This window comes from Archangium gephyra (assembly GCF_042230915.1).
Taxonomy (GTDB): domain Bacteria; phylum Myxococcota; class Myxococcia; order Myxococcales; family Myxococcaceae; genus Archangium; species Archangium gephyra_B.
Genome location: NZ_CP102578.1, coordinates 3,917,812 through 3,942,197 on the forward strand (window position 1 = coordinate 3,917,812; position 24,386 = coordinate 3,942,197).

Below are 24,386 nucleotides of genomic sequence, written 5' to 3' on the forward strand. Positions count from 1 at the left end.
GTCCCCCCCTCCCCGTCGAGTGCTCCGCCGTGGCTGGCCCCATCCTCGTCGTCGATGACGACAACTTCTTCCGGCAGCTCGCTTCCGACATGCTCTCCCGGAAGGGCTACCTCGTCGTCCCCGCAGCGAGTGCCGCCCAGGCGCTGGACGCGGTCGCGCACGAGACCTTCGATCTGGTCATCACCGATGTGGTGATGCCCGAGATGGACGGCTTCGGCCTCACGGCGAAGCTGCGCGAGCGTGACCCCGAGCAGGAGGTCATCCTCGTCACCCAGCGCACGGACGTGAAGGGCTCGGCCATGGCCCTGAGCGCCGGAGTGGCCGTGGTGCTCACCAAGCCCGTGGACGAGCCGGACTTGCTGCTCGCGGTGGAGCGCGCCATGGAGCGCGTCCAACTGCGGCGCGAGCGCTCCCAGCTCCAGAACGAGAACCTGGAGTTCGCCCGCTACCAGAACATCCACCAGCGCTGCCTGGAGTTCCTCTCCCAGCCGGACCTGGAGTGGCTGCAGGAGCGCGTGGCCGCCGAGCTCGCCGCCGTCTGCGATGCCCAGAGCGCCGCCCTGTGGATCACCGATGACCGCGGGCACCTCGTCCTGCGCGCCTACCGGGGCCTCCTGGACAAGCAGTTCCTCGCCGAGCGCATGAGCCCGGATGGGCCGCTCGGCAACCGGCTGCGCGAGGCCATGCCGTGGATCGCCCGCGACGAGCGCTCGCCCGTCCTCTACGTCCCCTTCGTCAACGGTGGGGAGATCCTGGGCCTGGCGCAGCTGTCGGACCCGGTCGCCGGCGACTTCCGCTCCGAGCACGTGCGCTACGCCAAGATTCTGGGCGACTCGGCCGCGGTGGGCGTGAAGAACGGCCGCCGGATGCTGGCGCTGCAGCGGCTGGGCCTGAGAGACCGGGACACCGCCGCCTACAACCTCAGCTACTTCACCGACTACGCCTCCAAGGAGATCTACAAGGCGCGGCGCTACGGGCGGATGTTCTCGCTGCTGACGTTCTCCGTGGACAACCTGCCCCTGGTGCGCATGCGCCTGGGGGTGCCGGACGCGAAGCTGGCGGTGCGCGGCATCATCAAGGCGTTCGGCCGCATCGTCCGGGACTCGGACGTCATCGCCAAGGCGAGCGACCAGGAGTTCTACCTGCTGCTGCCGGAGACGGACTTCTTCGGCGCGATGATGTTCGTGCGCCGCGCCCTGGACGCGGTGCGCGCGGAGCCGGAGGCGCAGGAGGTGGAGGCGCGCCTGCCGCTGGCGCTGGTGGGCGGGGCGAGCACCTTCCCCAAGGATGGCGAGGACTTCGACGAGCTGGTGCACCGCTGCCGCCGGCGCATGGACGAGCGGCGCTCCTCGCTGCAGCGCAAGCTGATGCTGGACACGCTGCCCTTCTGGGACGAGGTGGACCTGCTGCTCGGCAATGCCTCCAGCCCCAAGCTGCCGGTGGAGGAGAACGCCGAGCCCTCGCGCCGCGGCAAGGTGTCCGACGTCCTCTTCGACGAGCTGCAGGCGGAGATCGCCCGCGAGCTGATGAGAGATCCCAGCTCGCGCGGGCTGCTGTACGTGGGCGGGCCGGAGATCCGCGCGGACCTGCCGATTGCCCAGGGGCTGGAGTCGGCCTCGCCGGAGATGGCCTCGCGCATCTACCTGCTGGGGCGGCGCGGGGACCTGGACTCGCACCCGGCGCTCACGCCCGTCTTCCTGGAGGGGGACGAGCGCATGGCCCGCCACGAGTTCATCCTCTGGATGTCGGAGACGGCCTCGTACGCGCTCATCCAGCGCCGGGGGCTTGGCGCCACCTGGGGCTTCCACTCCTCGGACACCGCCGTGGTGGATGGGCTCATCACCCGCCTGCAGTCCGAATACGACCTGCAGCCGTACTGACTCGATAGGGAGCGACCATGGCCCAGGTTCGAAAGATCCTCATCGCCGATCCCGACCTCGAGTCGGTCCGCCCGCTCTCGCGCTCCCTGCGCACGAGGGGCTACCAGGTGCACTACGCGCCGGATGGCTCGCGCGCGCTGGAGGTGGCGGTGCTGCGCCATCCGGACCTCATCCTCTTCGATGAGGCTTGCCGGATGCTGGACGCGCGCACCTTCATCAACATCCTGCGCACCAACCCGCGCACGGACGACATCCCGGTGGTCGTCTCCACCGGCCAGTTCGAGGCGGACAAACTGCGCGGCCTGCGCGACGGCTTCCTGCGCAAGCCCTTCAACATCGACGAGGTGCTCTCCCGCATCGAGCACGTCTTCCGCCGCAACGAGGCGGCGAAGGACCTGAAGAGCGAGGTGCAGGAGATCGAAGGCTCGCTCAGCCAGCTGAGCATCCCGGACTTGATGCAGATCCTCGGGATGAACAAGCGCAGCGGGAAGCTGACGCTGGAGCGGGGCACCGAGCGCGGGGAGATCGTCGTGGTGGACGGGCGCCCGGTGAACGCGCGGGTGGGCCGCGCCGAGGGCGAGAAGGCCCTCTTCCGGCTGCTGGTGTGGAGCGAGGGCTCCTTCACCTTCTCCCCGGGCAACACGGGCGGCAAGCCCCGCATCCAACGCGCCGTGGACGACGCCCTGCTGGAGGCGATGCGCCAGGCGGACGAGGTGAACCGGCTGCTGCCGGGGCTGCCGGCGCGCAATGTCCGGCTGGTGCTCGCGCCGGAGGCGGACCTGACGCAGGACCAGCACCCGGTGACGGCGCAGGTGGTGGAGCTGCTGCGCCAGCCGCGCGCGCTCGGCGAGGTGTTGGACCTGGCGCCGGCCACGGACCTGGAGGTGGTGGGCGTGCTGCACACGCTCCTCCAGAAGGGCGTGGCCCGCATGTCCGAGCCCGACCGGGACGAGGGCAGTGGTCCGCTGCTCGGGCCCGCGGAGGTGCACTCGCTGCGCGGACGCATCCTCCGGGGCCGGGGGCCCTCGCGCGAGGCCACCGCCAAGGTCTTCGTGTGTGGCAGCGGCCCGGCGGTGGCGCGGCGGCTGATGTCCCAGCTGCCGGGCATCGCGGCCGTGGCGGCCGAGCCCGCCGCGGTGAAGAGCGGCTTCGGGACGCTGGGGCGGTTGGATCTCAACGAGCTGCTGCACCTGGACTTCTGCGTGCTGCCTCCGGCGGAGGCGGCGAGGCCGCTGTGGCGGCCGTTCAGCTCGGGGGGCGTGGGCGCGCTGCTCTTCGACGTCTCGGAAGCGGCGGTGAAGCTGGCGCACTTCCTGGCGTGGGACATCCGCATGCCGGTGGTGCTGGTGGGCCATCCGGTGCCCCCGGAGCTGCATGGGGCGCCCGCGGGCGCGGCCAGCGTGGGGGAGGATCTCGCCGAGGCGCTGCGCAGTCTGCTCCTGCTGGCGCTCAACCCGGCGCCGATGCTGCCCGGTGTGCCACAGTCGCAGGCGCCGCGGCTCACCGCCGGGTAGCCAGGAGCTCCGCCCCATGCAGACCGACAGCAAGTGCCCCGGTTGCACCCGGGCCCTCCAGCCCTTCCTCGTGCCGACGCCCTTCGGCGCCGAGCTCGAGCTGCGCCGCTGCACCCACTGTGGCGGTTTCTGGGGCGCGGCGGGCCGCATCCAGGACACCTTCGGCCCTTCCGCCCGGCACCAGCTCATCGGCGGCACGACGGTGCGCAACTGCGTGGAGTGCCGGATCCTCATGACGCCCGCGATGCTCCCCTCCGACATCGCCGTCGAGGTGTGCTCGGCGTGCCGGGGCATGTTCCTCGATGCTGGGGAGCTGGAGCGGCTCGGTGTCCGGGAGAAGGCCCGTGCCCCCGCGCAGCCCGGCCTCCCGCGGCTCGCCGAGACGCCCCGTCCCGCAGCGCCTCCGCCGGTCCGTGCCGCGCCGCCGCCTCCTCCCAGGAGGGTGGTTCCCGAGGCCCCCGAGGCTCCCGAGGCTTCCGCGCCAGACGAGGCGCCCGAGCCGCCCGCCCAGCCCGTCGACACGGCGGGCACCTTCGAGTGCATCGAGTGTGGAAAGCGCAAGCCGCTGCGTGAGGGGCAGGCGCTCCGCGACGGGCTGGCCTGCCGGGCCTGCATGAAGGCGCGCCAGGAGGGGAAAGACAGCGAGGACTTCAGCCTGGGCAACCTGTTCCGCGGGCGGCCCAAGTCCTGAGCGGTGCTCCCGGCCGGGCGCTGGGAGCTCAGCTGCTCGCGAGCGCGCGCTCGATCGCCTCGAGGGTCAGGTCTGGAGCGTCGAGCCAGGGCGCGTGGCCGGCATCGGGAATCCGCACCATGCGCAGCCGCGGGTTGGTGGCCATGGCGGCCTCGCCCGCTTCGGGCGCTCCCCACCTGTCCTTCTCACCCCACACGAAGGTGGTCGGGACGGAGAGCCGCTTCCAGCCCTCTCCGATCATCAGGTGCTGCTTCATCCCGCGCACATCGAAGGCCTGGTCGATGAGCGTGAACCAGCTCGGGGCGTTGCGGCGCTGGCTCTCCGTCAGGAGCTCCAGCAAGTCGGCCTCCAGATGCTCTGGATGCGCGACGAGCAGCTGCTTCCAGAAGGCGTGGGTGCTGTCACGCGTGGGCTTCCGCATCATCGACCGCACGAGCGTCTTCAGCACCGGCAGCGTGCCCAGCCGCATCTGGAGGGGCAGGGCGCGCGTGATGCCCGCCGGAGCACCGGTGAGCACCAGCCGGGGCACCCGCTCCGGATGGGCGAGCGCGAAGGAGAGGGCCCAGAGTCCTCCCATGGAGGCCGCCACCATCGGCATGGCGGGAAGCCCCTCGGCGTCGAGGAGGTCACCCAGGAAGCGCCGCGCGTGCTCCAGCAGGTCCACGCCGCGGTAGTCGAACGGGTCCGCGAGGCCGTGTCCGGGCCGGTCCACCGCGATCACCCGGTGCTTCCGGGCGAGCGCCGGGAGGATGGGGGCCCATTGGATCGCCTCGCCCAGGCCACCGTGGAGCAGCAGCAGCGGGGGCCCTTCGCCGGCCTCGATGGCCTGCGTCGTGCCCCCTGACCAGCGCACCCTGCGCGTGCGGTGGCCCGGCACGACGCGCTGGAGATAGGCGGCCTGGGCCGCCTCGAAGGCCTTATCGTCCATACCGGCGTCTCTCCCTCAAGCCGTCTGGGTGGTGGGCCCGTTTCCGGCGTCCATCGGCGGCATCGCCGCCAGCAGGGAGCGCAGCCGCTGGAACTCGATGGGCTTGTCGATGCAGGGCAGGCCCGTGTTGGCCAGGAAGGCGCGCGACTGCTCCGTGAAGGCCCCTCCGGTCATGAAGATGACCCGCTGGGCCTGCTCGGGCAGCATCCGCGACAGCTCCTCGTAGAACCGGGGACCGCTCATCTCCGGCATCATCAGATCGCACAGGATGGCGTCGAAGCGCAGGCCCGAGGACAGCTGCGCCAGCGCATCCCGGCCATGGCTGAGCACCAGCACCTCGCAGTGCGTCTGCAGCAGCCGCTGGAGGGCCCGGCCGACGACCGTCTCGTCATCGAGAATCAACAGGCGCTGCTTGAGCACCTTGCCCGGAGCGGGCCGCGCGGGCTTCTCGGTGTCGCCGCTGGCCGTCTGCAGCCGGAGGTGGAACACGGTGCCGCGTCCCAGCTCGCTCTCCACGGAGATCTCCCCGCCCATCTCGTTGAGGGTGCGGCGGCAGATGGCCAGGCCCAGGCCCGTGCCCACCCCCACCGGCTTGGTGGTGAAGAAGGGCTCGAAGATGCGCTCGCGCAGCTCCGGGGGGATGCCCCGGCCGGTGTCGTGGATCTCCACCCGCACGTGGCTGTTGCCGTCCTGGCGCGTCACCACGCGGATCTCCTGCGTGGTGCTGTCCCCATCGGGAATGGCGTCCGCGGCGTTGACGAGCAGGTTGAGGAAGACCTGCCCCAGGGGCGCCTCGTTGCCGAGCACCGGCGAGATGGCGCCGTAGTCCTTGACGATGCGGGCGCGGTGGAAGATGTGGTTCCACGCCATCCGCAGCGACGAGTCGAGCACCCGGTGCACGTCCAGCGCGCCGCGCTGCTTCTCGTCCGGCCGCGAGAAGATCTTGATGTCGCGGACGATCTCCCGGATGCGCTCGGAGCACAGCAGGCAGTCGCGCAGCGCCTGCTCCTGATCGGCGGTGACGGCGGGCGAGCCCTCTTCCGGGTTGAGGACGAAGTCCAGGTTGGCCATGAGCGAGGCCAGCGGGTTGTTGATCTCATGGGCCACGCTGGCGGCCAGCAGTCCCAGCGAGGCGAGCCGGTCCGACAGCAGCAGCTGCTCCTGCATCTTCCGGCGCTCGGCCCGGAGCGCCGCCTCGCGCAGCTCGCGGGCCACGGCGGGCCCCAGCCGGCTCAGCCGGTCCTTGAGGAGGAAGTCGTGGACGCCGGCGCGCATCGCCGCCACGGCGGTGTCCTCGCCAATCTGCCCGGACACGATGAGGAAGGGGACGTCCAGCCCGCGTTGCTGCACCAGGGCGAAGGCGGCCAGCGCGTCGAAGCGCGGCAGCGCGTAGTCGGCGATGATCGCGTCCCAGGGGCCGCCCGCGTCGAGCGCGTTCGCCAGGGCCTCGGCCGTCTCGACGCGCTTGTGCGTGACCTCGTAGCCGCTGCGCCGCAGCTCACGCAGCACCAGCAGGGCATCGTCCTCGAAGTCCTCGATGAGCAGTAGATGCAGCGGTGTGGCCATCACACGCTCCGTCGCGCGGTAGGAAGTTCGTTGAGGACGAGCCAGTACATGCCCAGCTGCCGCACCGCCTCGAAGAAGGCGGTGACGTCCACGGGCTTGTGGACGAAGCTGTTGACCCCGAGCTGGTAGCCCTCCACCAGATCCCGCTCCTCCTTGGAGGAGGTGAGGATGACCACCGGCAGGGTGCGCGTCTGCTCGTGGGTGCGGATGCGCCGCAGCACCTCCAGCCCGTCGATGCGGGGCAGGTGCAAGTCCAGCAGGATGACCTGGGGCCGGATGTCCGGGTCCCTGTCCGCGTGCCGGCCCTGGGCGAAGAGGTAGTCGAGCGCCTCGGCCCCGTCCCGGACCACCACCACGGGGTTGTGGATGTTGCTCTTGCGGAACGCCCGGAGCGTCATCAGCTCGTCGTCGGCGTTGTCCTCGACGAGCAGGATGACGCGTTGGTTCGGATCATACATGGGGGCTCCTCAATTGCTTCCGGACGGGCGGGGAAGGGGCGGATTCACGGTGGACTCGTGGATCGTGAAGAAGAAGACCGCGCCCTGGCCTACCTTGCCTTCACCCCACACCCGCCCCCCATGCCGGCGGATGATGCGCTGCACGGTGGCGAGCCCCACGCCGTTGCCCTCGAACTCCTGCTGCGTGTGCAACCGCTGGAAGACGCCGAAGAGCTTCTTCTGGTACTCCATGTCGAAGCCCGCCCCGTTGTCCCGGACGAAGTAGACGCGCCCGGTTCCCGTCTCCGGCAGGGTGCCGAACTCGATCTCCGCCACCGGCCGCTCCCGGGTGAACTTCCAGGCGTTGCCCATCAGGTTCTCCAGCACCAGGCGCAGCAACTGGGAGTCCCCGCGGTCCACCAGCCCGTCCTGGAGCTGGAAGCGCACGGAGCGCTCGGGCTGCCAGCGCTGGAGCTGCTCGGAGATGGAGCGCGCGATGGCGGACAGGTTGACGTCCGCCTCCACGAACTCGGTGCGGTTGACGCGCGAGAGCGAGAGGATGCCGTCGATGAGCTCGGCCATGCGCTGCGAGGAGGCGCGGATGCGCTGGAGGTAGTCCAGGCCGGTGGCGTCGAGCTTGTCGGCGCAGTCCTCGGAGAGCGCGAGCGTGAAGTTGGAGATGCTGCGCAGCGGGGCGCGCAGGTCATGGGCCACCGAGTAGGCGAAGGCCTCCAGCTCGCGGTTGGAGAACTCGAGCTGGGCGGTGCGCTCGGCGATGCGGCGCTCCAGCTGCGCGTTGAGCTGGCGCACCTGCTCCTCGGCCTCGCGGCGCTGGGTGATGTCGGTGATCATCGCCATGGCGCCGATGTACTTGCCCTCGTCGTCGTGCAGGGGGCCGGTGGACACCAGGGTCCAGATGAGCGTCCCGTCCTTGCGCCGCAGCCTGAAGTCATCGAGGACGGCGGACTTGCCCTGGCGCCGATCCTCGACGTACTGCTGCATGAGGGCGATGTCCTCCGGGCGGATGATGTCGAAGAGGGTCTTCTCCATCATCTCCTCGACGGTGTAGCCCAGCATCTCGGCGAAGTAGCGGTTGACGTAGGTGGTGCGGTTGTTGTCGTCCACCGACCAGAGGCCCTCCTGCGCGGACTCCACGAGCAGCTTGAAGCGCAGCTCGGTGCGGCGCTGGTCGGCCTCGGCCAGCCGCTGGCCCTGGGTATCGCGGATGCTGAGGGTGGCACCCAGCAGCTTGCCCTGGCTGTCGCGCACGGGCCGGGCGATCGAGTGGACGTGCTGGCCCTCCGGGAGGCTGGCGTTGCGCATGAAGAGATCCTCCTCGGCCGAATCCTCGCCCTGGAGGGCGCGGTAGATGGGCAGCCGCTCGGAGGGGCACCGCGTGCGCGTGTCCGGGTAGAAGACGCCGTAGCGCTCGCTCCAGGTGTCGGGGGCGGAGTCCACCAGCCCGAGCCCGAGCAGCTTGCGCGCCATGTCGTTGATGTAGAGCAGCCGCCCCGTCGCGTCGGAGACGGCCAGGCCCTCGGCCGCGTTGTCGAGGATGGCGCGCAGCAGCGGCTGGTGCTGGGGCTGGAAGAGGCTTTCGGCCAGCTCGTCAGGGGGGAGGGTCGAGGCGGTCGTGGCGGTCATGGCTTTGTGCTGGATGCCCGCCGAGCATAGCGAGTCCCCCGACACCGAGTCACCCAGGCGACAGGATTCCAGGCACCGGGGCCCGGTGTTGACCCGCAGTGTTGGTGCACCCGCGAAAGGATGATCCAACCCGCCCCGCTGGTCTCAATGGACACGGGAAAGACCGGTCCGGGAGACCGGGTCTTCCGGTTGTGTCAGAGGTCTCCGGCGAGGGCGTCGCGCACGCCTGGTAGCTGGGCGAGGAGCTCCAGCTCGGCGGCCTTCAAGTGGGAGACGCGCCGTCCGGCGATCCGCTCGAAGTGCAGCTCGAGCCGGTGCTCGCCCTCGGCGTCGACGTGGCGGAAGAGGCGGGCGCGCCGGCCCTCCCGCACGCAGGCGAGGATGTCCTGGTGGAGGCTCTTCAGCCGGCGAGACACCTTCAGCGCCATCCGACCCTCGGGGGTGTCGAACGTGTGGAAGTGCCGGTTGCGCGACAGGGGGCGCGCTGGGTCATGGAGCCTCTCCACGAGGCGCCGAACGAATGGGTCCATCGACGGCGCAGGATAACATCCGCTACCCTGCATCTCAGCGATGCAATCGAAACTTCCCCGCCTGCTCTGCGTCCTGCCCCTACTGCTCCCGCTTGCCTGCAAGGATCCGGACACCCTCTCCGTCCAGACCCGGGAGCAGAAATTCCAGGCGAGGATGAGCGAGGGCCAGGCCCTGCTGGACAGTGGTGAGCCCGAGCAGGCCGCGAGGGCCTTCGAGGTGGCCTCGGGGCTGATGCCCGACAACCCCGAGCCGCTGCTGATGGTGGCCGAGGCCCGGCGCCGGGAGGGCAACCCGGGCGCCTCCATCCTGGCGCTCAAGCGGGCCATGACCCTCAATCCGGCGCAGGCGCCGGAGATCAAACGGAAGATCGCCGAGCGCCACGAGCAGGACGGGCGCCTGCGCGACGCCATCGCCACGCTGCTGGAGCTGCGGGACGCGGACGAGCTGGGGGACCTGGACGTCCTCAAGCTGGCGCACCTGCAGACGGAGGTTGGCCAGCACCAGGCCGCCTTCCAGACGTTGGAGCGCATCCTGCGCGAGCGCCCGGACGACGTGGACGCCAAGGTGGTGGAGGCGGAGATCCTCCTGGCCAAGGGGGATGAGTTGCTCGCCGGGAAGCTGATGGACCGGCTCCTGGAGGAGCAGCCGGGGCTCTCGGCGGCGCGGGTGCTGCGCGCCAAGTTCTTCCTGCGCAACGGGTACGCGGAGTACGCCGAGCAGGACCTGGCGGCGGTCCAGGGCGAGGAGGCCACGAAGCCGGAGTTCGTCTCGCTGAAGGCGCGGGTGCTCTCCAAGCTCGAGCGGCACGCGGACGCGGAGGCGCTGCTGGCCGCCACGGTGGCGAAGTACCCGCAGAACGCGGACCTCATCGCCCGGCTGGCCGAGACGCGGCTGACGCTGGGCAACAAGGCCGGGGCGCTGGCGGCGGTGGAGCAGGCGCTGAAGGCGCAGCCGGACTCCGCCCGGGCCCTCTATGTCCGGGGCCGGGTGCATGAGGCCCAGGGGGACACGAAGCGCGCGAAGGAGGACTACGGCTTCGCCCTCCAGGAGAATCCCGGCCTGGTGCCGGCGCTCTCGCGGATGTGGCGGCTGCAGCAGCAGGCCGGCGAGCGGGAGGAGGCGCTGGCCTCGCTGGAGCGGCTGGTGGGCGCGGGCGAGGCCTCGCTGGAGGAGAAGGTGGCGCTCGCCAGTCTGTACGCGGAGACGCGGCGGCGGCCCGAGCAGGGCCTGAAGCTCATCGCCGAGGCGCTCAAGCAGGACGCGGGCAACCCCGAGTACCTGGACATCCAGAAGGCGCTGAAGAAGGCCCTGCCCAAGAAGAAGAAGTCCGGGCCCATCATCATGCGCGGACGTCGCTGAGCGGGGCCCGCGGCGGCTACGCGGGCGGGCGCTGCCCCCAGGCGCCGAAGATGGTGGGCCCGTAGAACCAGGTGTTCGGATCCCTCAGGCTCTCGGAGAACCCGTCGAACTGCTCGCGCGTGAGCAGCCGCGTCTTCTCCGCGTACGGCCAGTGCTGCTCCCCGGTGAGCCGGTGGAAATCCGCGGTGGGCGTGCCCCCGGAGAAGTAGAGCATCTCGCCATCGGCGTTGACGTTCTGCAGCCCCAGCCGCTGGAAGGTGCGCGGCAGCGTCCGCGCCCAGTCCACGGCCGTGCCGGCGGCGCGCCCCATGGCGTGCATGATCTCCACCACCTGGAGGAAGGGCCCGGTGTCGTTCTGGAAGAGTGAGAACGTCTCCATCTCCTCCAGCAGCAGCCAGCCCCCCGGCTTGAGCGACGCGACCAGCCGCTCCACCAGTTCCTCGCGCTCGGCCAGGTGCTGAAGCACCATCCGCGAGTGCACGAGATCGAAGGTCTTCTCCGGAGGCCGCATCGTGCGGATGTCCTGCTGGCGCACCTCGAGCATCGGCCCGGCCGCGTCGGCCACGAACTCGGTGTTCAGGTCCACGGCCAGCACATGGCCGTGCGGAGCCACCCGGTAGCGCATCCAGCGCGCGATGGAGCCGCTGCCGCAGCCCACCTCGAAGCAGCGCCAACCCTCCTTGATGCCCAGCCCCTCCATGCGCCGCAGGGTGATGTGATCGGCCATTCCCTCGATGGCTTGCAACCGCTGGCGCCCTTGCGCGCCGGAGTTGCCCAGGTCCTGTTTGTAGCCCTGGATCTTCGCAGCCATCGTTTCGACCTGTGAGGTCATGTGGTCCACCCCAGATGTAATGGGGGGCGAGCATAGCGTGTGACTCGCGGGCTTTCCGCCCCCCTCAGCAGGACCCACCCCCCACCGGCGGGGCCACAATGGTTTCACTTCTGGACAGCACCACCACATGGCCGGTGACGGGCTGACCTCCCTGCTTGCGCAGCATGTCTTCCCGCTCCAACACCGGGTGCAGGTAGGCCGCACTGGCGCAACTCCGCAGGTACTCGAGGTGGTGCACGTAGCGCGCGGTGGGCTGGAGCCGGTATCCCGGCTCGGTGCCCTTCTCCACGGTGAAGGCGAACAGGCCGCCGGGCGCGAGCCGCCGCGCCACATGCTGGAAGAGTGGCTCCAGCGCGCCGAAGTAGACGAGCACGTCCACGGCGACGATGAGATCATGACTCGCCGTGGAGGCGGCGAGCTCCGCGGTGATCTCCCCGGCCCGGAGGGAGTCGTACACGCCGCGCTCGCGCGCCTTGTCGAGCATGCCCGTCGACAAGTCGATGCCCTCCAGCCGCCGGGCGAAGGGCCGCAGCAGGGGACCGGCCAGCCCGGTGCCGCACCCCAGGTCGAGCACGTCGAGCCCCCGCCGCGCGCCGAGCACGGATCGCACCGCGTCCATGAGCCGCTCGGGCGCGCGGTAGGCGAGGAAGCCGCGCAGGCTGTCGTCGAAGCTGGGGGCGTAGACGTCGAAGAGCGCGGCGACATGGGCGTCCGTCATGCGCTCGGGCGGGGGGCTCCCGGTCTCGGCCGCCTCCAGGTAGGCGATCACCGCCTCCCGCTCGGACTCGGGGATGCGCCACTCGTGGCAGCGCCGCTCGTGCAGGTGGCGGCGGAGGGCCACCACCTCGCCGTCGCGCCCGCTCTCCTGGAGGATGGAGATGAGCATCTTCAGCGAGTCCTTGTCGTCCGGCTGTTGGTCCAGGTGCTCGCGCAGCGCCGCCTCCGCCGCCAGCGGCTCCCGCCAGGACCACAGCACGTGCGCCCCGTACGTGGCGGGCACGAGCTCCGCCCCTTCGAATCCACACGCTTCCAGGCGCGCACGCCAATCGATGGGGGAGGGTTTCATGGGGTGGCCGGGAGGCTACACCTCTGGCGATCCACATGGCCATTGACGCCGGGCTCGCTCCCTTGGAAGCGTGGTGGCATGGACAGCATGGTGCGGGCACACAGGTACGCGGTGGTGACGGGCGCCTCCAGTGGCATTGGCCGGGAGTTGGCCACGCTGCTGGCGCGCGAGGGGTATGCGCTGGTGTTGGTGGCCCGGCGCACCGGGCCCATGCAGGAGCTGGCGGATCAGCTCCAGCAGGCGCATGGGGTGCCCTCGGTGGTGCTGGGCGCGGATCTCTCCGCGCCCGAGGGTGTGCACACGGTGGTGAACGAGCTGAAGGCGCGCCAGCTGGACGTCGAGGTGCTGGTGAACAACGCGGGCTTCGGGCTGGCCGGGAGCTTCGAGACGCTGCCGGTGGAGCAGCAGGTGGGGATGTTGGATTTGAACGTCCGGGCGCTCACCGCGCTCACCCGCGAGCTGGTGCCGGGAATGGTGGCGAGGAAGCGCGGGTACGTGCTCAACGTGGCCTCGCTGGCGGCCTTCACGCCCGGCCCGTTCATGTCCGTGTACTACGCGAGCAAGGCGTACGTGCTGTCCTTCTCCACGGCGCTGCACGCGGAGCTGCGGGGCCAGGGGGTGACGGTGACGGCGCTGTGCCCGGGGTACACCGAGACGGAGTTCGCCGCGCGGGCGGCCGAGCACCACAAGGCGCGGCTCTTCAGCGGGCCCATGGGGACGAGCAACGCGCGCCAGGTGGCCGAGGAGGGCTGGCGGGGCCTCCAGCGTGGCAAGGCGGTGGTGGTGCCCGGGTTCTCCAACCGGCTCTCGGCCTGGTTGATGCCGCTGGCGCCGCTGGCGCTGAGGCTGCGCATCGCCGAGTACATGAACGCGAGCGAGCACTGAGAGGAGCTTTCCATGAGTGGGGACAGACAGGTGGCCACGGACAAGCGGTGCCCTTCGTGCCGGGGGCGGATGCAGCGGTTCTTCGCGGTGGGGGTGGAGCTGGAGCGCTGCCGGTCGTGCCGGGGCGTCTGGCTGGACGCGGGGGAGCTGTCCGAGGTGCTGCTGAGGGACGTGTCGCCGCGGCTGGTGGCGGGCCGGAGCGAGCGCCCGTGTGCTTTCTGCTCGCGTCCGATGCGCACCGCCGAGCTTCCCGGGGGCGTCTCGGTGGAGACGTGCGAGCGCTGCCGGGGCGTGTACCTGGACGAGGGCGAGCTGGAGCACCTCACCTTCGGGACGGAGGAGTCGGCGCCGCTCGCCGCGAACGTCAGCCCCGAGAAGCGGTTCTTCTTCTTCTACTGCGTGAACTGCGGCGAGCGCTTCCCGCTCAACGAGGCGCGCAATGGCGAGGGCGGGCTGCACTGCACGGCCTGCGCCCCCCACGCGCAGCCGCCCTCCGCCGAGGAGGCGCAGCCAGTGAAGCAGGTGGGTGGGTGGTTGAGCCGGTGGTTCGGCCGGGGGTAGAGAGGCGCCATGAACAAGCGCTACCGCTGCCTCATGTGCCAGCACATCTATGATCCGGCCGAGGGCGATCCCGCCTCCGGCATCGCGCCGGGCACGCCCTTCGAGCAGATTCCCGACACCTGGTACTGCCCGGATTGCGGCGCGAGCAAGGCCGACTTCGAGCCGATGGAGGATTAGGGGGCGGGGCGGCGCAGCACGTAGACGACGCGCTGGGAGCCGGGCTCGATGGGCTGCAGCTCGCTGCTGGTGAAGGGCGCGCCGACCAGCTCCATCATCGCGTCCATGTTGCCGTGCATGAAGTGCGGGTCGATGCCGGGCGTGGGGCCGAGGGCGGCGTGGAACTCGGGCATGACCTCGAAGGTGACCTCGAGCGCGCCATCCGCCAGGAAGCGGGTCCGGGCCGACAGGAAGTTGGTCCCTGACTGCAGCCCGCGCGAGATGCGGCCCAGTGAGCGCTCCCAGCCGAGCATCCGGAGCATGGCGAACACGGCCCGGCCCATGGTGGTCTGGCCATAGCCGTCCACCAGCTTGCGGCCGATCCGGTAGCGCGCCTGCTCATTGGAGACCCCCGGGAAGAGGACCTCCGAGCACACCCCGACGGCCGCGAACCACGTCGGCACGGAGTAGGCGACGAGGAAGGGGTGATCCAGATCGATGCCGATCTTCTTGAGCCGTGCCCGCGTGTGGGTGTCGAGCCGCTCCTTGAAGGCGTGCTTGAAGAGAGCCTCCACCACCTGACTGAAGATGACGGGTTCCTTCCGGGTCACGGCAGCGGTCATCATCGAGCATCCCTGGGACGAATGGGTACCCTGCTCAGGAGCTGGTTCTCATCCGTGACCAGCCCTGGGGCAGGGTAGCCCCTTGGCGGTGGCATGTACCACCATCTCCGGAGATTTGGTTCCCGGAGTTGTGTTCCAGGGTAGGACTCCCCCCTTCCAGGCGGGGGGGTTACTGGATCAGGTCCGCCTGCCGGGTGGCGGTGTTGCGGACCAGGCCGAAGTGGCTCTCACTGAGGGTGTAGCTGGCGTTCTCGTTGGTGAGCTGGCTGGAGTGGACGCCGTCCACGGTGCACACGCCGGTGGCGCAGACGATCTCATCCGAGTTGCTCTTGAGGGAGTAGATGCGGGTGGCCATGCGCTTGCCGTAGATGCCGGTGAGGAAGGGGCTCTTCACGGACAGGCCCCAGTAGCCGCAGGTGGAGGTGACCACGTTGAAGGGGTAGGTGCCGCAGGTCCACAGGCCGCGGTAGCCGGCGGCGATGCCCACGAAGGCATCCACGCGGCTCTGCACGCCCAGGTCGAGGATCTGCTTGATGGCGAGCGTCACGCCCATGGAGTGGCCGATGACGTCGATCTTCCCGGTGCAGGAGCGGGCGAGGGCCTGGTTGATGGCGTCGCGCACGGGCGTCTCCTCCGAGCCGGAGTGGTCGTTACAGGCGGCGCACGTCTTGGAGCCCCAGCTGGGACGGAAGATGTCCGCGGCGGCATACCCGCGGGAGATCAGCGTGTTGTAGGTGTTGTTGTAGTCCGAGGGGTAGGAGGTGTTGCCGTGCACCAGCACCACCGCATCCCGGCACGTCTGCGCGCTGGCGGAAGCCGCGGCGAACCCAACGACGAGTACGGACAGACAACGCACTGCGCTCGACAGCCGCTTCAGCTCCATGGTGCTCCTCCGGGGCATGCCGTCCTCCTGGGACGGCACCGCCGGGGAGCGTTCATGAATCATGATTCAGGTGTCAACTACTTATTCCCGGATTCTAGGGAAACAGTGAGACGGAGTGGGGTTACTGGGGCAGGGTGACACTGTGGGCGAGCACCATCCGCCACTGCCCTCCGCGCTTGATGGCGATGTCGGTGAAGGCGCCCACGTCGGTTACCGTGGCGCCGTCCTCCATCTGGACCCGGGCGCGCTGCCGGCCGATGAGGACCCCGACGTCGCCGTAGGTGCGGACTTCCAGGTCATCGGACTCGACTGACAGGATGGTGCCTGGGATGGCCAGGATGGCGGTGATGAACCCGGCACGCTCCACCGGGGGACTGCCCGGGACGCGGAGCTCGAAGGTCTCATCCAGGATGCGCTCGAGCATCTGGCGATCCCGGGTGCGGATGGCGGTGAACATGTCCTTCTCGAGCTGGAGCAACTGGGCCTCATCGGCCGTGTTCGAGGAGTCCACTTGCCGGGTGGAACGAAGTCCGCAGGCGGTGCACAGGCAGAGGACGGCGAGGAGCGCGAGTCGGGCGTAGGTTCTCATGGCCACCGAAGATACCGGTCTCTTAGGTGGACCCAGGGGCGCTCACCCGGAGGGCGTACTGGCTCGTGTCGAGCCGGTTACCCAAGCGGCGTCACTTGCGTTGACTTGGCTCCGCTGGGTCGACATGGTTGTGCCATGTCGCCGGAGAGCCCGCTTCCCCTGTCCCTCGAAGATCCTGCTCCACTCCTGCAGTGGCTGAGTGGAACAGGCCCGGAACCGGAGCAACTCGAGTTGCTGTCTCTTGCGCGCACGTGGGTACGTTCGGCCATTGTGGCTGCGAGCGTGCTCGACCAGAGGGCTGGCGCGATTCCTAGACGTGCGCTCAAGCTGGTCGAGCAGATTGCGATTGGGAAGAATCCGGAGGCGCGTGCACGACTTTTTCCAGCTGGCAGAAAATGGGAGCCCGCTCGCTTCCGTCCGCAGCGGGTCGACAACTTTGAGAAGATCGAGCCCTTCGCGAACGACATTTCGAGAGCCCTCATCCCCGATACGAGCCTGGAGGATACACGGCTCACTCTCCGGTACGTGATCGTGGAACTCCTCCGGAACGTGGTCCAACACAGCCATTCTCCGGGAGGTGGTGTTGTGAGTGCCGACCTTTGGGAGGAGGGGGGCCGGTCGATGCTGCAACTCGCAGTAGCCGACGTAGGGATTGGCATTCCGGCCAGCTTGCGCTCCTTGCATCCCAACCTGTCGGACCCCGAAGCGGCACTTGAGAAATCGCTCTGGCCTCATATCTCGGGAACTTTCGAGGAGGGGCTTACGGGCACCCAACAGAACGCTGGCATGGGCCTCTTCTTCATCGCAGAGATGGCTAAGCTGACGGGTGGCACATTGCTCATTGCGACCCGGGGAGCCACTCTTCTGCTATCGGGATGGGTCGATGAGGAGGGAAACCACAGCCTACGCTTCATAGAGCCCCGTGGCATCGGTTTCCCCGGAACGCTCGTTGGATTCGAGCTACCTGTCGGGGGCGTGGTCGACTACCCCGCGCTCATTGAAACCATCAAAGAGCGGGCAAAGCAGCGAACACCCCAACGCGCCATTCATCGTTGGGTCCGGTTCGATCCCGCCCCGTCCGAGGCCACTGTTTTCGAGATCCAGAAGCAGGCGGAGAACACCCCCGCTGCGATCCAGCTCGCCCAGAACGAAATCACGCCGCGCATCCTCCGGCGTGAGCCCATCGTGCTCGACTTCAGTGGCCTGAGGATTCTCACGCAGAGCTACCTGCACTCCCTGCTCTTCGAGCCCCTGCGGCTCGCGTGGGCGTTGCGCACGCCCATCTACGTGAGGAACGTCGAGCCCGCCGTGCGCAGCAATCTGGAACTCCTGGAGAACTACGCGCTCGCTGGGTAGGCCTCGCCCCCCTCACTTCGAGGAGGGCAGCCCCTCGGCGGTGTCGACGACCTTCTCGAGGGCCTTGATGCCCTTGCGCTGGCCCACGGCCACCACGGTGAGGTTCTCCCGGGCGAAGTAGCGCCGGGCCACGTCGCGCACATGCTCCGCCGTGGCGGCGTCCACCAGGTCCGCTCTGCGGCCGAAGGACTCGGGCCGGCGGAACAGCTCCGTCCCGCCGAACCACCCGGCCAGCTCGCCCGGCGAGTCCTGCGAGAACTCCAGCAGCATCCGGTGCCGCCGCCGGGCGCGCGCCAGCTCCTCCTCGCCCACCGGCGTGGTGCTCAGCTCGCCCAGCACCCGGAACACCTCCGCCACCACCAGCGACGCCCGGTCCGGCGCGCATGCGGCCTCGATCTCGAAGATGCCCGCGTCGTGGAAGGCCTCCAGCGACGCGTGCACCGAGTACGCGAGCCCGCGCTTCTCCACGATCTCGAAGGGCAGCCGCGAGGACAGTCCGTCATCCAGGAAGCGCCGCAGCAGTTGCAGGGCGGGCCAGTCGTCGTGGTGCTCGGGGACGGTGCGGAAGCTGATGCGGAACTCCGTCTGGGACTCGTCGTGGGTGACGACGTGCAGGTGCGGCCCGGCGGGCGTGGGCGGCGGCGGCAGATCGATGCTCTCGGGGCCACGGGACAGCCGCGCGAAGTGGCGCTCCACCAGCGCGAGCACCTCGTCGTGCTTCACCCGGCCCGCGGCCGTCACCACCATGTTGCCGGTGACGTAGTGGCGCGCGAAGTGCTCGCGGATCTGCTCGTGGGACAGGAGCGAGACGGACTCCTTGGTGCCGGCGATCTTGAAGGCCAGCGGGTGGTCCGGGAAGAGCACGCGCTTGGACAGGTTGTCGATGTCGATGTCCCGGCCCTTCTCGTCCACCTCGTCGAGCATCTCCTCGAGGATGATGTTGCGCTCCACCTCCATGTCGGTGAGCTTGGGGCGGGTGAGCATGTCCCCGAGCACCTCGAGGCCCACGCCCAGATGCGCCGGGTGCAGGGGGGTGTAGTAGTAGCCGTGGTCGCGCGTGGTGACGCCGTTGAGGTTGCCGCCCACCTCCTCCACGGCGGAGTTCATCTTCACGGTGTCCGGCCAGCCCTCGCTGCCGCGGAAGAAGAGGTGCTCGAGGAAATGGCTGACGCCGTTGTTGGCAGCCGTCTCGTGGCGGCTGCCGGTGCGCACGTACACCGCGAGCAGGGCGGTGTGCAGGTGCGGGGTCTCGACGGTGACGACGCGCAGCCCGTTGGGCAGGACATCGCGGTGGTAGCTGAAGCTCATGCGCGGGGAAGCCTGACGGAGAAGGTGGTGCCCTGGCCGGGCTCGCTCTGGCACCCGAGCGAGCCGCCATGGGCCTTGAGGATCTGCTGGCAGACGGCGAGGCCCAGCCCCGTGCCGTCTTCCTTGGTGGTGAAGAAGGGTTCGAAGATGCGCGAGCGCACGGAGTCGGTCATGCCGCGCCCGGTGTCCTGGATGGCGACCTCCACGTCGCGCTCGTTCACGCGCGTGGCGATGGTGAGCCGGCCGCCGTCGGGCATGGCCTCGCGGGCGTTGCGCAGCAGGTTGAGGAACACCTGGCGCAGCTGGCCCTCGTCGGCCAGGGCCTGGGGCGGCTGCGCGGCGGGCTCGCTCACCACCTCCACGTGGGCGCGCTCCAGCTCCTCGCGGGAGAAGTCCAGCACGCTGGCCAGCACCTCGGTGACGTCGGTGGGCTCCAGGCTGGGCCGGGGCGGGCGGGCCATGCGCAGGTACTGCTCCGTCACCTCGGTGAGCCGGTCCACCTCGCGGGTGACGGCGGCGAGCAGCTCGCGTGCCTCGCGGGCATCCGTCGGGGACTCGAAGGTGGCGCGCTCGAAGGCGTCCTGCATCAGCTCCACGTTGAGGCCGATGGAGGACAGGGGATTGCGCACCTCGTGGGCCACCTGGGCGGAGATGCGGCCCACGGCGGCCAGCTGCTCGGCGCGCATGAGGGCCTCGGCCTGCGCCTTGAGCTGGGCCTCGCGCGCCTGGAGCGAGCGGGCCATGGCGTCGAACTCGCGGGCGAGCACCGCCACCTCGTCGTCGCCGCGCACGCCCAGCTGGGCGCTGTAGTCGCCGCGGCCGATGCGCGACACGCCCTCGATGAGGGTGCGCACCGGGCGCAGGGTGCGGGCCGACCAGGCCGTGGCTCCGAGGCCCACGCCGATGGCCAGCACGGACAGGGTGATGATGGCCAGGCCCGTGCGCCGCTCGCGATCCTCGGCCCCGTCCACGCGCTCGCGGATGCGGTTGCTCAGCGCGGCGCGCAGGAAGCGGATGTCCCGGCCGATGGAGGACTCCTGCTGGCGCAGCTCGGCGGTGGCGCGCGACACCTCGTCCGCGGCGGGCTTCTCGTGGGCGAGCACCGCGAAGACGGCCTCCGCCGCCCGCCCGTAGGACTGGTAGCGGTTGGCCAGCTCTCCGAGGCGCGACTCCAGATCCTGGACGAAGTGCACCTCGCCCAGGGGAGCCAGGGTGCGCACCTCGTGGGCCCTCGCCTTCGCCGCCTGCAGCCGCTCCGTCATGAGCGAGGGGAAATACAGCCGGGCCAGCCGGATGAGGGCCCGCCGCGTCTCCACGCTGCCCTCCTCGAGCAGGCGCTCGGTGTCCTTCTCCTGGTTGGTGTGGAAGGACTCGAGCGCCGCCGCGTCTTGCGACAGCTGCAGGTAGCCCTGGCTCACCAGGCGGATCTCCAGCCGGTTGCGGTGCAGCTCGGCCACGCTGAAGAGCGACACCGCGCCGAAGGTGACGAGCACCACCGCGTAGCCGAGGAAGATGCGGGTGGCGAGCGAGAGCTTCATTCAGGGACAGGGGCCGCGTTGACCCCGGACAGAGGCCATCGCTACGCTCACGACGGCCCGAGCGCAAGCCATCTTTAGCCCGCGCCAGGACCTGAGACCGCAAAAGGGGAACACCATGAGGCGGAGTATCAACGGGTGGACCTCGTCCGCCGGCCGGGGCAGGGGACAGGGCAGGGTGCGGTCGCCGGGTTGGAAGGCCTGGGTGACGGCGCTGGGGCTCCTGAGCGGCTGCGGCTCCGGGGAGGCCCGCTACGAGGCGAAGCTCTTCACCGACCTCTGCCGTGTCTCCCCCGTGCTGCAGGGCGCCCGCTACCTGCGCTTCCGCGTCACCGGCCCGGAGATGGAGCCCGTGGAGCGCTATGTCCCGGTGGAGCAGGGCACGGCGGAGCTGCCGACCGTCCCGCCCGGCAAGGGGCGCGTGCTGGAGGTGCGCGGCTATACGGATCTGCCCCGCTCGGGGGGCCGCGTGGTGGCCCTGGGCCGCTCCCAGTCCTTCGAGGTCCCGGAGTCGGCCGGAGCCGCGCGCCCGACGGTCCGTGTCGCCCTCCGCCCGGTGGATGCGTACATGCGGCCGGGGACCACCCAGGGCACGTGTGTGTCGCTCGCCGAGCCTCGCGCGGCGCACACCGCGACGCTGCTCGAGGACGGCCGGGTGCTGCTGGCCGGAGGTTTCCAGTCCAGTTCGGGCGGCGCCGATACCACGGTGGCCTCGGCGGAGCTCTTCGATCCGGTGACGGGCACGGTGGCGCGGGTGCCGTCGTTGGAGACGCAGCGGGCGTTCCACACCGCGACGCGGCTGCCGGGCGGCAAGGTGCTGCTGGCGGGTGGCGAGGTGGAGTCGGTGGAGGGCGCGTTGCCCGTGCGCAGTGCCCAGGTGCTCGACGTGGCCCAGGGGACGTCCACGGCGGTGGAGTTGAAGGCGGCGCGCAGCCAGCACGCGGCGGCGGTGGACTCGGGGGGGCGGGTGCTGCTCGTCGGCGGAGTCGGTGCGGGCGGCGCGGTGGTGGCGGAGGCCGAGGGTTATGATCCCGCGACGGGCCAGGTGTTCTCCGTGAGCACGCCGGTGCCCCGCGTGGGCATGGCGGCGATGCCGGTGCAGGACGGCCGGCGCATCGCCGTGGTGGGCGGCTCGGACGGGACGTCGCTGCGGCCCGAGGTGCTGTTCTTCTCCTATGAGGGCGGCTCCTTCGTCCCGGTGGGCGAGGGCGCGCGGCTGCGCGAGCCTCGGCGTGATGCGGCGCTCGTGCCGTTCGGCGGGCCCGAGCAGTTGATGTACGCGGGAGGGTATGACTCGCCCGGCCACGTCGAGGAGGCGCGCTTCCTGGCCTCCTCGGAGCTCGTGTCTCCGGGCACGGCGGCACAGGTGAGCGCGGGGCCCCAGGTGTTCGCCCGGAGCGGGCTGTGCGCGGTGGCGCTGCCCGATGGCCGCGTGATGACGCTGGGTGGGTTGCGCTACTCTGCGGGCAGCTTCGTGAGCGACTCGCACGTGGAGCTGCTCGTTCCCGGCAAGGACGGCGCCGCGCCCGCGCTGCTCGGGTTGAAGCCCCTGGAGCGTCAGCGTCAACAGCACTCGTGCACGGTGCTGCAGGATGGCTCGGTGCTCATCGCGGGCGGCCTGGACGACAATGGCTTCCAGCGCACGACGCTGGACGACCTCGTCATCTACACGCCGGCTCCGCTGGACTGACGGGCCTACGGTGGGGGCCCGGGGGATCAACCCGGGGCCCCCGATACCCTCACCCCGTCCCTCTCCCAGGGGGAGAGGGGATGTTGGGGGATATTGGGGGGACTGTTGGTGGGGGTGCTGCGGGTGCGGCTCAGGCGTTCGGCGTGGAGGGCTTCTCGTCCTGCGGGGACTCGCTCTTCGCGGGCTGCTCGCCCGTCGCGCTGGCCGGCTCGCTCGCCGCCGCCGCCACCGCCTGCTGCTGCGCCGCCTCCGCCGTGGCCCGGACCTGCGCGGCCTCCTCCACCTTCCGGTCGCTCGCCGCCATCTCGTCCGGCGTCAGCTCCGTGCGCTCGGCCAGCATGCCCGTCTTCTTCTCCAGGTCCTTGATGGCCCGGCGCAGCAGATCCCGCTCCAGCAGCGTGCGGTTCAGCCGCTTCTCCAGCGCCTTGTACTTGTCCTTCACCAGCTCCAGCTCGTTCTTGCTGGCGGAGAAGATGCGCTGCTGCGAGTCGGCCCGGCCCTTGATGCGCTTCACCTCGCGCTCCAGCTCGGCCGCCCGGCTGCGCTCCTTGTTCGCCGTCTGCTCCAGCCGCTCCATCTTCTCGCGGTCCGCGTCGTTCAGCTCCCGGTAACGGCGCTGCCCCTTGTCCGCGGCGGCCTCGGCGGCGGCGGCGGGCACCACCGTCGTGGCCGTGCTCACCACCCGCTCCTCCGGCTGCGCCGGGGCGGACAGCTGCTGCGGCGCCGGCGTGGCCACCGGAGCGGGCGCGGCGGCGGGAGCGCCACCACGGCGGCCTCCCTTGCCCATCTCCATCTCGGACTTCAGCCGGGAGATCTCCGCCTCGGCCTGGGCCAGCTCACCCCGGACCACCTCGAGCTGCAGGGAGGCGTTGCGCTCCACGTCGGCGCGGGCCCGCGCCAGATCCTTCTCCCCCTTCTCCGACTCCTTCTGCTCGTAGAGCTTGCGCTTGGCCTGCTTGAGCTGCTCCTTCACCTCCTGCAGCTGCGCACGCTGTTCATCGGCCTCCTTGCGCCTGCGATCCAGCTCCGCCTCCAGCTTCGCGCGCGCCTTGGTGTCCGACTCCAGCTCGGCCCGCGCCGTGGGCGAGGACGACGAGGGGAGCGTCGCGGCCTGCTTCTGGCCGAAGAACACGTACGCGAGCGTGGCGAGGAAGAGCACCGACACGACGACGAGCAGAACTTCCAACACGGGGGTGACCTCCGGGGATGATGCAAAAAGCGGCGCAGCCTAGCGTCAGGCGGCGCGGCGTCAATAGGTCTCGTCGCCCGCCCGCCAGGCGATGAAGCAGGCCCCGCCCCGCTCCTTCCCTCCAGCGGGGCCGGGGTCCGCTGCTCAAGTTAGGAGCCAGGGTGCTGGGGTGCCTGGAAGGCCCGGGTGGTGGCGCGCAGGGCAGGGGGGCTTTCTCCGGGACCAGGAAAAACGTAAAGCTGGGGGGCTGGAGCACCGTTCTGGAGGAACATCGAGTCATGGCGCACCTGGAGCTCATTCCCAAGGAGAACGTTTCCAGTTTCCGCAAGCTGGCCATCGGCAGCTGGAAGACGGCGTATGACCCGACCGTGTACGGGACGATGACGCTGCGCATGGACAAGGCGCTGGCCTACATTGAGGAGTTCCGTCAGAAGACGGGCATCCGGCTCACCGTCACCCACCTGCTGGCCAAGGCCATGGCCGAGGCGCTGCGCCGCTGCCCCGACGCCAACGCCATCCTGCGCTACAACCGCATCTACCTGCGCAAGCGCATCACCATCTCCACCCTCGTGGTGCAGACGGACGGCGGCAAGGTGGACCTCACCTCGGCGAAGATCGACGACGCGGAGCAGAAGTCCCTCCGGGAGATCGCCGCCGAGCTGGAGGCCGCGGTGCAGAAGGTCCGCCAGCGCAAGGACGAGATGCTGGAGAAGGGCAAGGGCACCATCCACAAGATGCCCTACGCCTTCCTCAACTTCTTCACCTGGCTCATCTCCTTCTTCATGTACACGCTGAACTGGGACATGACGTGGGCGGGCATGCCCCGGGACGCGTTCGGCTCGGCCATCATCACCAACGTGGGCTCGCTGGGGCTGGACACGGCGTACGTGCCGCTGGTGCCCTACACGCGCGTGCCCATCTTCATCGCCCCGGGCGCCATCAAGGACGCCCCCGTGGTGGAGAACGGCAAGGTGGTGCCCGGCAAGCTGATGAACGTGAACGCCTCGTTCGATCACCGCTTCATCGACGGCTTCCACGCCAGCATCCTCGCCAACACCTTCCGCGAGATGCTGGAGAACCCCTTCGAGCACTTCGACAAGCTCGACGAGGTGGCCCCCGCGCTGCCGGCGGACGTGAAGCCGCCGGTGTCGGCCGCGGGGTAG

23 protein-coding genes and 1 pseudogene are annotated in these 24,386 nt (G+C 70.0%); 11 read left to right on the forward strand and 13 right to left on the reverse strand.

The window, feature by feature from the left end:
- Positions 1 to 29 precede the first annotated feature (29 nt).
- Genes NR798_RS15790 through NR798_RS15800 form a run of 3 tightly spaced genes read left to right on the forward strand, consistent with a single transcriptional unit; the run spans position 30 to position 4,085 of the window.
- Entirely contained in the window at positions 30 to 1,880 is a 1,851-nt protein-coding gene (locus NR798_RS15790) for a response regulator (RefSeq protein WP_375772299.1), read from the forward strand.
- 17 nt (positions 1,881 to 1,897) lie between these two features.
- Positions 1,898 to 3,394, forward strand: a complete 1,497-nt coding sequence (locus NR798_RS15795) for a DUF4388 domain-containing protein (protein WP_375772300.1) — start codon at positions 1,898 to 1,900, stop codon at positions 3,392 to 3,394.
- Positions 3,395 to 3,410: 16 nt separating this feature from the next.
- A complete protein-coding gene (locus NR798_RS15800) occupies positions 3,411 to 4,085 on the forward strand; it encodes a zf-TFIIB domain-containing protein (RefSeq protein WP_375772301.1) in 675 nt (224 codons plus the stop codon).
- Between the two features lie 28 nt (positions 4,086 to 4,113).
- Here the strand turns inward: NR798_RS15800 and NR798_RS15805 are convergent, their stop codons facing one another.
- The 5 genes from NR798_RS15805 to NR798_RS15825 all read right to left on the reverse strand — a co-directional run bounded on the left by NR798_RS15805 (position 4,114) and on the right by NR798_RS15825 (position 9,190).
- Positions 4,114 to 5,013 carry an alpha/beta fold hydrolase gene (locus NR798_RS15805; RefSeq protein ID WP_375772302.1) on the reverse strand — a complete coding sequence of 300 codons (900 nt, stop codon included), beginning with the start codon at positions 5,011 to 5,013 and terminating at the stop codon, positions 4,114 to 4,116.
- Between the two features lie 15 nt (positions 5,014 to 5,028).
- The gene (locus tag NR798_RS15810) at positions 5,029 to 6,579 is read right to left on the reverse strand and encodes an ATP-binding protein (RefSeq protein ID WP_375772303.1); all 1,551 of its coding nucleotides are present in this window, start codon (positions 6,577 to 6,579) and stop codon (positions 5,029 to 5,031) included.
- Positions 6,579 to 7,037 carry a response regulator gene (locus tag NR798_RS15815; RefSeq protein WP_375772304.1) on the reverse strand — a complete coding sequence of 153 codons (459 nt, stop codon included), beginning with the start codon at positions 7,035 to 7,037 and terminating at the stop codon, positions 6,579 to 6,581. Before NR798_RS15815 ends, NR798_RS15810 begins: the two co-directional genes overlap by 1 nt.
- A 9-nt stretch (positions 7,038 to 7,046) precedes the next feature.
- Entirely contained in the window at positions 7,047 to 8,660 is a 1,614-nt protein-coding gene (locus tag NR798_RS15820; RefSeq protein ID WP_375772305.1) for a PAS domain S-box protein, read from the reverse strand.
- 194 nt (positions 8,661 to 8,854) lie between these two features.
- Positions 8,855 to 9,190: a hypothetical protein gene (locus NR798_RS15825; protein WP_375772306.1), complete on the reverse strand. Its 336-nt coding sequence runs from the start codon at positions 9,188 to 9,190 to the stop codon at positions 8,855 to 8,857.
- A 40-nt stretch (positions 9,191 to 9,230) separates the two neighbouring features.
- Between NR798_RS15825 and NR798_RS15830 the strand changes: the two genes are divergently transcribed.
- Positions 9,231 to 10,550, forward strand: coding sequence for a tetratricopeptide repeat protein (locus NR798_RS15830; RefSeq protein WP_375772307.1), 1,320 nt, complete (start codon positions 9,231 to 9,233; stop codon positions 10,548 to 10,550).
- A 16-nt stretch (positions 10,551 to 10,566) separates the two neighbouring features.
- Here the strand turns inward: NR798_RS15830 and NR798_RS15835 are convergent, their stop codons facing one another.
- Together NR798_RS15835 and NR798_RS15840 are read right to left on the reverse strand one after the other, a co-directional pair.
- Entirely contained in the window at positions 10,567 to 11,361 is a 795-nt protein-coding gene (locus NR798_RS15835; RefSeq protein WP_375772308.1) for a class I SAM-dependent methyltransferase, read from the reverse strand.
- A gap of 85 nt (positions 11,362 to 11,446) precedes the next feature.
- Positions 11,447 to 12,448, reverse strand: coding sequence for a class I SAM-dependent DNA methyltransferase (locus NR798_RS15840; protein ID WP_375772309.1), 1,002 nt, complete (start codon positions 12,446 to 12,448; stop codon positions 11,447 to 11,449).
- Between the two features lie 78 nt (positions 12,449 to 12,526).
- On the opposite strand from NR798_RS15840, the gene NR798_RS15845 reads away from it, so the two are divergent.
- From NR798_RS15845 to rd, 3 genes are read left to right on the forward strand one after another with little or no spacing between them, the layout of a single operon-like run.
- Positions 12,527 to 13,333: an SDR family NAD(P)-dependent oxidoreductase gene (locus tag NR798_RS15845; protein WP_375772310.1), complete on the forward strand. Its 807-nt coding sequence runs from the start codon at positions 12,527 to 12,529 to the stop codon at positions 13,331 to 13,333.
- A 12-nt stretch (positions 13,334 to 13,345) separates the two neighbouring features.
- Complete coding sequence (locus tag NR798_RS15850) at positions 13,346 to 13,894, forward strand: zf-TFIIB domain-containing protein (RefSeq protein ID WP_375772311.1); 549 nt, start codon at positions 13,346 to 13,348, stop codon at positions 13,892 to 13,894.
- A 9-nt stretch (positions 13,895 to 13,903) separates the two neighbouring features.
- Positions 13,904 to 14,071, forward strand: a complete 168-nt coding sequence (gene rd / locus NR798_RS15855; RefSeq protein WP_375772312.1) for a rubredoxin — start codon at positions 13,904 to 13,906, stop codon at positions 14,069 to 14,071.
- On the opposite strand, the gene NR798_RS15860 is transcribed toward rd, so the two are convergent.
- The 3 genes from NR798_RS15860 to NR798_RS15870 all read right to left on the reverse strand — a co-directional run bounded on the left by NR798_RS15860 (position 14,068) and on the right by NR798_RS15870 (position 16,145).
- Entirely contained in the window at positions 14,068 to 14,676 is a 609-nt protein-coding gene (locus NR798_RS15860; protein WP_375772313.1) for a DUF2378 family protein, read from the reverse strand. The two genes, rd and NR798_RS15860, sit on opposite strands and share 4 nt — an antisense overlap.
- 166 nt (positions 14,677 to 14,842) lie before the next feature.
- Positions 14,843 to 15,619 carry a hypothetical protein gene (locus tag NR798_RS15865; protein ID WP_375772314.1) on the reverse strand — a complete coding sequence of 259 codons (777 nt, stop codon included), beginning with the start codon at positions 15,617 to 15,619 and terminating at the stop codon, positions 14,843 to 14,845.
- Positions 15,620 to 15,677: 58 nt separating this feature from the next.
- The gene (locus NR798_RS15870; RefSeq protein ID WP_375772315.1) at positions 15,678 to 16,145 is read right to left on the reverse strand and encodes a nuclear transport factor 2 family protein; all 468 of its coding nucleotides are present in this window, start codon (positions 16,143 to 16,145) and stop codon (positions 15,678 to 15,680) included.
- A 135-nt stretch (positions 16,146 to 16,280) separates the two neighbouring features.
- Between NR798_RS15870 and NR798_RS15875 the strand changes: the two genes are divergently transcribed.
- Entirely contained in the window at positions 16,281 to 17,501 is a 1,221-nt protein-coding gene (locus NR798_RS15875; RefSeq protein WP_375772316.1) for an ATP-binding protein, read from the forward strand.
- Positions 17,502 to 17,513: 12 nt separating this feature from the next.
- Here NR798_RS15875 and NR798_RS15880 read toward each other — a convergent pair whose 3' ends face one another.
- Together NR798_RS15880 and NR798_RS15885 are read right to left on the reverse strand one after the other, a co-directional pair.
- Complete coding sequence (locus NR798_RS15880; RefSeq protein WP_375772317.1) at positions 17,514 to 18,809, reverse strand: M16 family metallopeptidase; 1,296 nt, start codon at positions 18,807 to 18,809, stop codon at positions 17,514 to 17,516.
- Positions 18,806 to 20,347, reverse strand: coding sequence for an ATP-binding protein (locus tag NR798_RS15885; RefSeq protein ID WP_375772318.1), 1,542 nt, complete (start codon positions 20,345 to 20,347; stop codon positions 18,806 to 18,808). Before NR798_RS15885 ends, NR798_RS15880 begins: the two co-directional genes overlap by 4 nt.
- 565 nt (positions 20,348 to 20,912) lie before the next feature.
- On the opposite strand from NR798_RS15885, the pseudogene NR798_RS15890 reads away from it, so the two are divergent.
- Both NR798_RS15890 and NR798_RS15895 read left to right on the forward strand, forming a co-directional pair.
- A pseudogene (locus NR798_RS15890) lies at positions 20,913 to 21,098 on the forward strand (kelch repeat-containing protein); the annotation flags it as partial.
- A gap of 681 nt (positions 21,099 to 21,779) precedes the next feature.
- Entirely contained in the window at positions 21,780 to 22,034 is a 255-nt protein-coding gene (locus tag NR798_RS15895) for a Kelch repeat-containing protein (protein ID WP_375773772.1), read from the forward strand.
- A gap of 130 nt (positions 22,035 to 22,164) precedes the next feature.
- Here NR798_RS15895 and NR798_RS15900 read toward each other — a convergent pair whose 3' ends face one another.
- Entirely contained in the window at positions 22,165 to 23,220 is a 1,056-nt protein-coding gene (locus NR798_RS15900; RefSeq protein WP_375773773.1) for a cell envelope biogenesis protein TolA, read from the reverse strand.
- A 281-nt stretch (positions 23,221 to 23,501) separates the two neighbouring features.
- Here NR798_RS15900 and NR798_RS15905 point away from each other — a divergent pair, with 281 nt between their 5' ends.
- Positions 23,502 to 24,386 carry a 2-oxo acid dehydrogenase subunit E2 gene (locus tag NR798_RS15905; RefSeq protein WP_375772319.1) on the forward strand — a complete coding sequence of 295 codons (885 nt, stop codon included), beginning with the start codon at positions 23,502 to 23,504 and terminating at the stop codon, positions 24,384 to 24,386.

Excerpts from the sequence above, each read along its gene's own strand:
- rd (WP_375772312.1), top strand. The coding sequence starts at position 13,904 with ATGAACAAGCGCTACCGCTGCCTCATGTGCCAGCACATCTATGATCCG.
- NR798_RS15870 (WP_375772315.1), bottom strand. The coding sequence starts at position 16,145 with ATGAGAACCTACGCCCGACTCGCGCTCCTCGCCGTCCTCTGCCTGTGC.
- NR798_RS15825 (WP_375772306.1), bottom strand. The coding sequence starts at position 9,190 with ATGGACCCATTCGTTCGGCGCCTCGTGGAGAGGCTCCATGACCCAGCG.
- NR798_RS15875 (WP_375772316.1), top strand. The coding sequence starts at position 16,281 with ATGTCGCCGGAGAGCCCGCTTCCCCTGTCCCTCGAAGATCCTGCTCCA.
- NR798_RS15865 (WP_375772314.1), bottom strand. The coding sequence starts at position 15,619 with ATGATTCATGAACGCTCCCCGGCGGTGCCGTCCCAGGAGGACGGCATG.
- NR798_RS15845 (WP_375772310.1), top strand. The coding sequence starts at position 12,527 with ATGGACAGCATGGTGCGGGCACACAGGTACGCGGTGGTGACGGGCGCC.
- NR798_RS15805 (WP_375772302.1), bottom strand. The coding sequence starts at position 5,013 with ATGGACGATAAGGCCTTCGAGGCGGCCCAGGCCGCCTATCTCCAGCGC.
- NR798_RS15885 (WP_375772318.1), bottom strand. The coding sequence starts at position 20,347 with ATGAAGCTCTCGCTCGCCACCCGCATCTTCCTCGGCTACGCGGTGGTG.
- NR798_RS15860 (WP_375772313.1), bottom strand. The coding sequence starts at position 14,676 with ATGATGACCGCTGCCGTGACCCGGAAGGAACCCGTCATCTTCAGTCAG.
- NR798_RS15880 (WP_375772317.1), bottom strand. The coding sequence starts at position 18,809 with ATGAGCTTCAGCTACCACCGCGATGTCCTGCCCAACGGGCTGCGCGTC.
- NR798_RS15815 (WP_375772304.1), bottom strand. The coding sequence starts at position 7,037 with ATGTATGATCCGAACCAACGCGTCATCCTGCTCGTCGAGGACAACGCC.
- NR798_RS15830 (WP_375772307.1), top strand. The coding sequence starts at position 9,231 with ATGCAATCGAAACTTCCCCGCCTGCTCTGCGTCCTGCCCCTACTGCTC.
- NR798_RS15905 (WP_375772319.1), top strand. The coding sequence starts at position 23,502 with ATGGCGCACCTGGAGCTCATTCCCAAGGAGAACGTTTCCAGTTTCCGC.
- NR798_RS15810 (WP_375772303.1), bottom strand. The coding sequence starts at position 6,579 with ATGGCCACACCGCTGCATCTACTGCTCATCGAGGACTTCGAGGACGAT.
- NR798_RS15840 (WP_375772309.1), bottom strand. The coding sequence starts at position 12,448 with ATGAAACCCTCCCCCATCGATTGGCGTGCGCGCCTGGAAGCGTGTGGA.
- NR798_RS15795 (WP_375772300.1), top strand. The coding sequence starts at position 1,898 with ATGGCCCAGGTTCGAAAGATCCTCATCGCCGATCCCGACCTCGAGTCG.
- NR798_RS15850 (WP_375772311.1), top strand. The coding sequence starts at position 13,346 with ATGAGTGGGGACAGACAGGTGGCCACGGACAAGCGGTGCCCTTCGTGC.
- NR798_RS15820 (WP_375772305.1), bottom strand. The coding sequence starts at position 8,660 with ATGACCGCCACGACCGCCTCGACCCTCCCCCCTGACGAGCTGGCCGAA.
- NR798_RS15835 (WP_375772308.1), bottom strand. The coding sequence starts at position 11,361 with ATGGCTGCGAAGATCCAGGGCTACAAACAGGACCTGGGCAACTCCGGC.
- NR798_RS15895 (WP_375773772.1), top strand. The coding sequence starts at position 21,780 with ATGACGCTGGGTGGGTTGCGCTACTCTGCGGGCAGCTTCGTGAGCGAC.
- NR798_RS15800 (WP_375772301.1), top strand. The coding sequence starts at position 3,411 with ATGCAGACCGACAGCAAGTGCCCCGGTTGCACCCGGGCCCTCCAGCCC.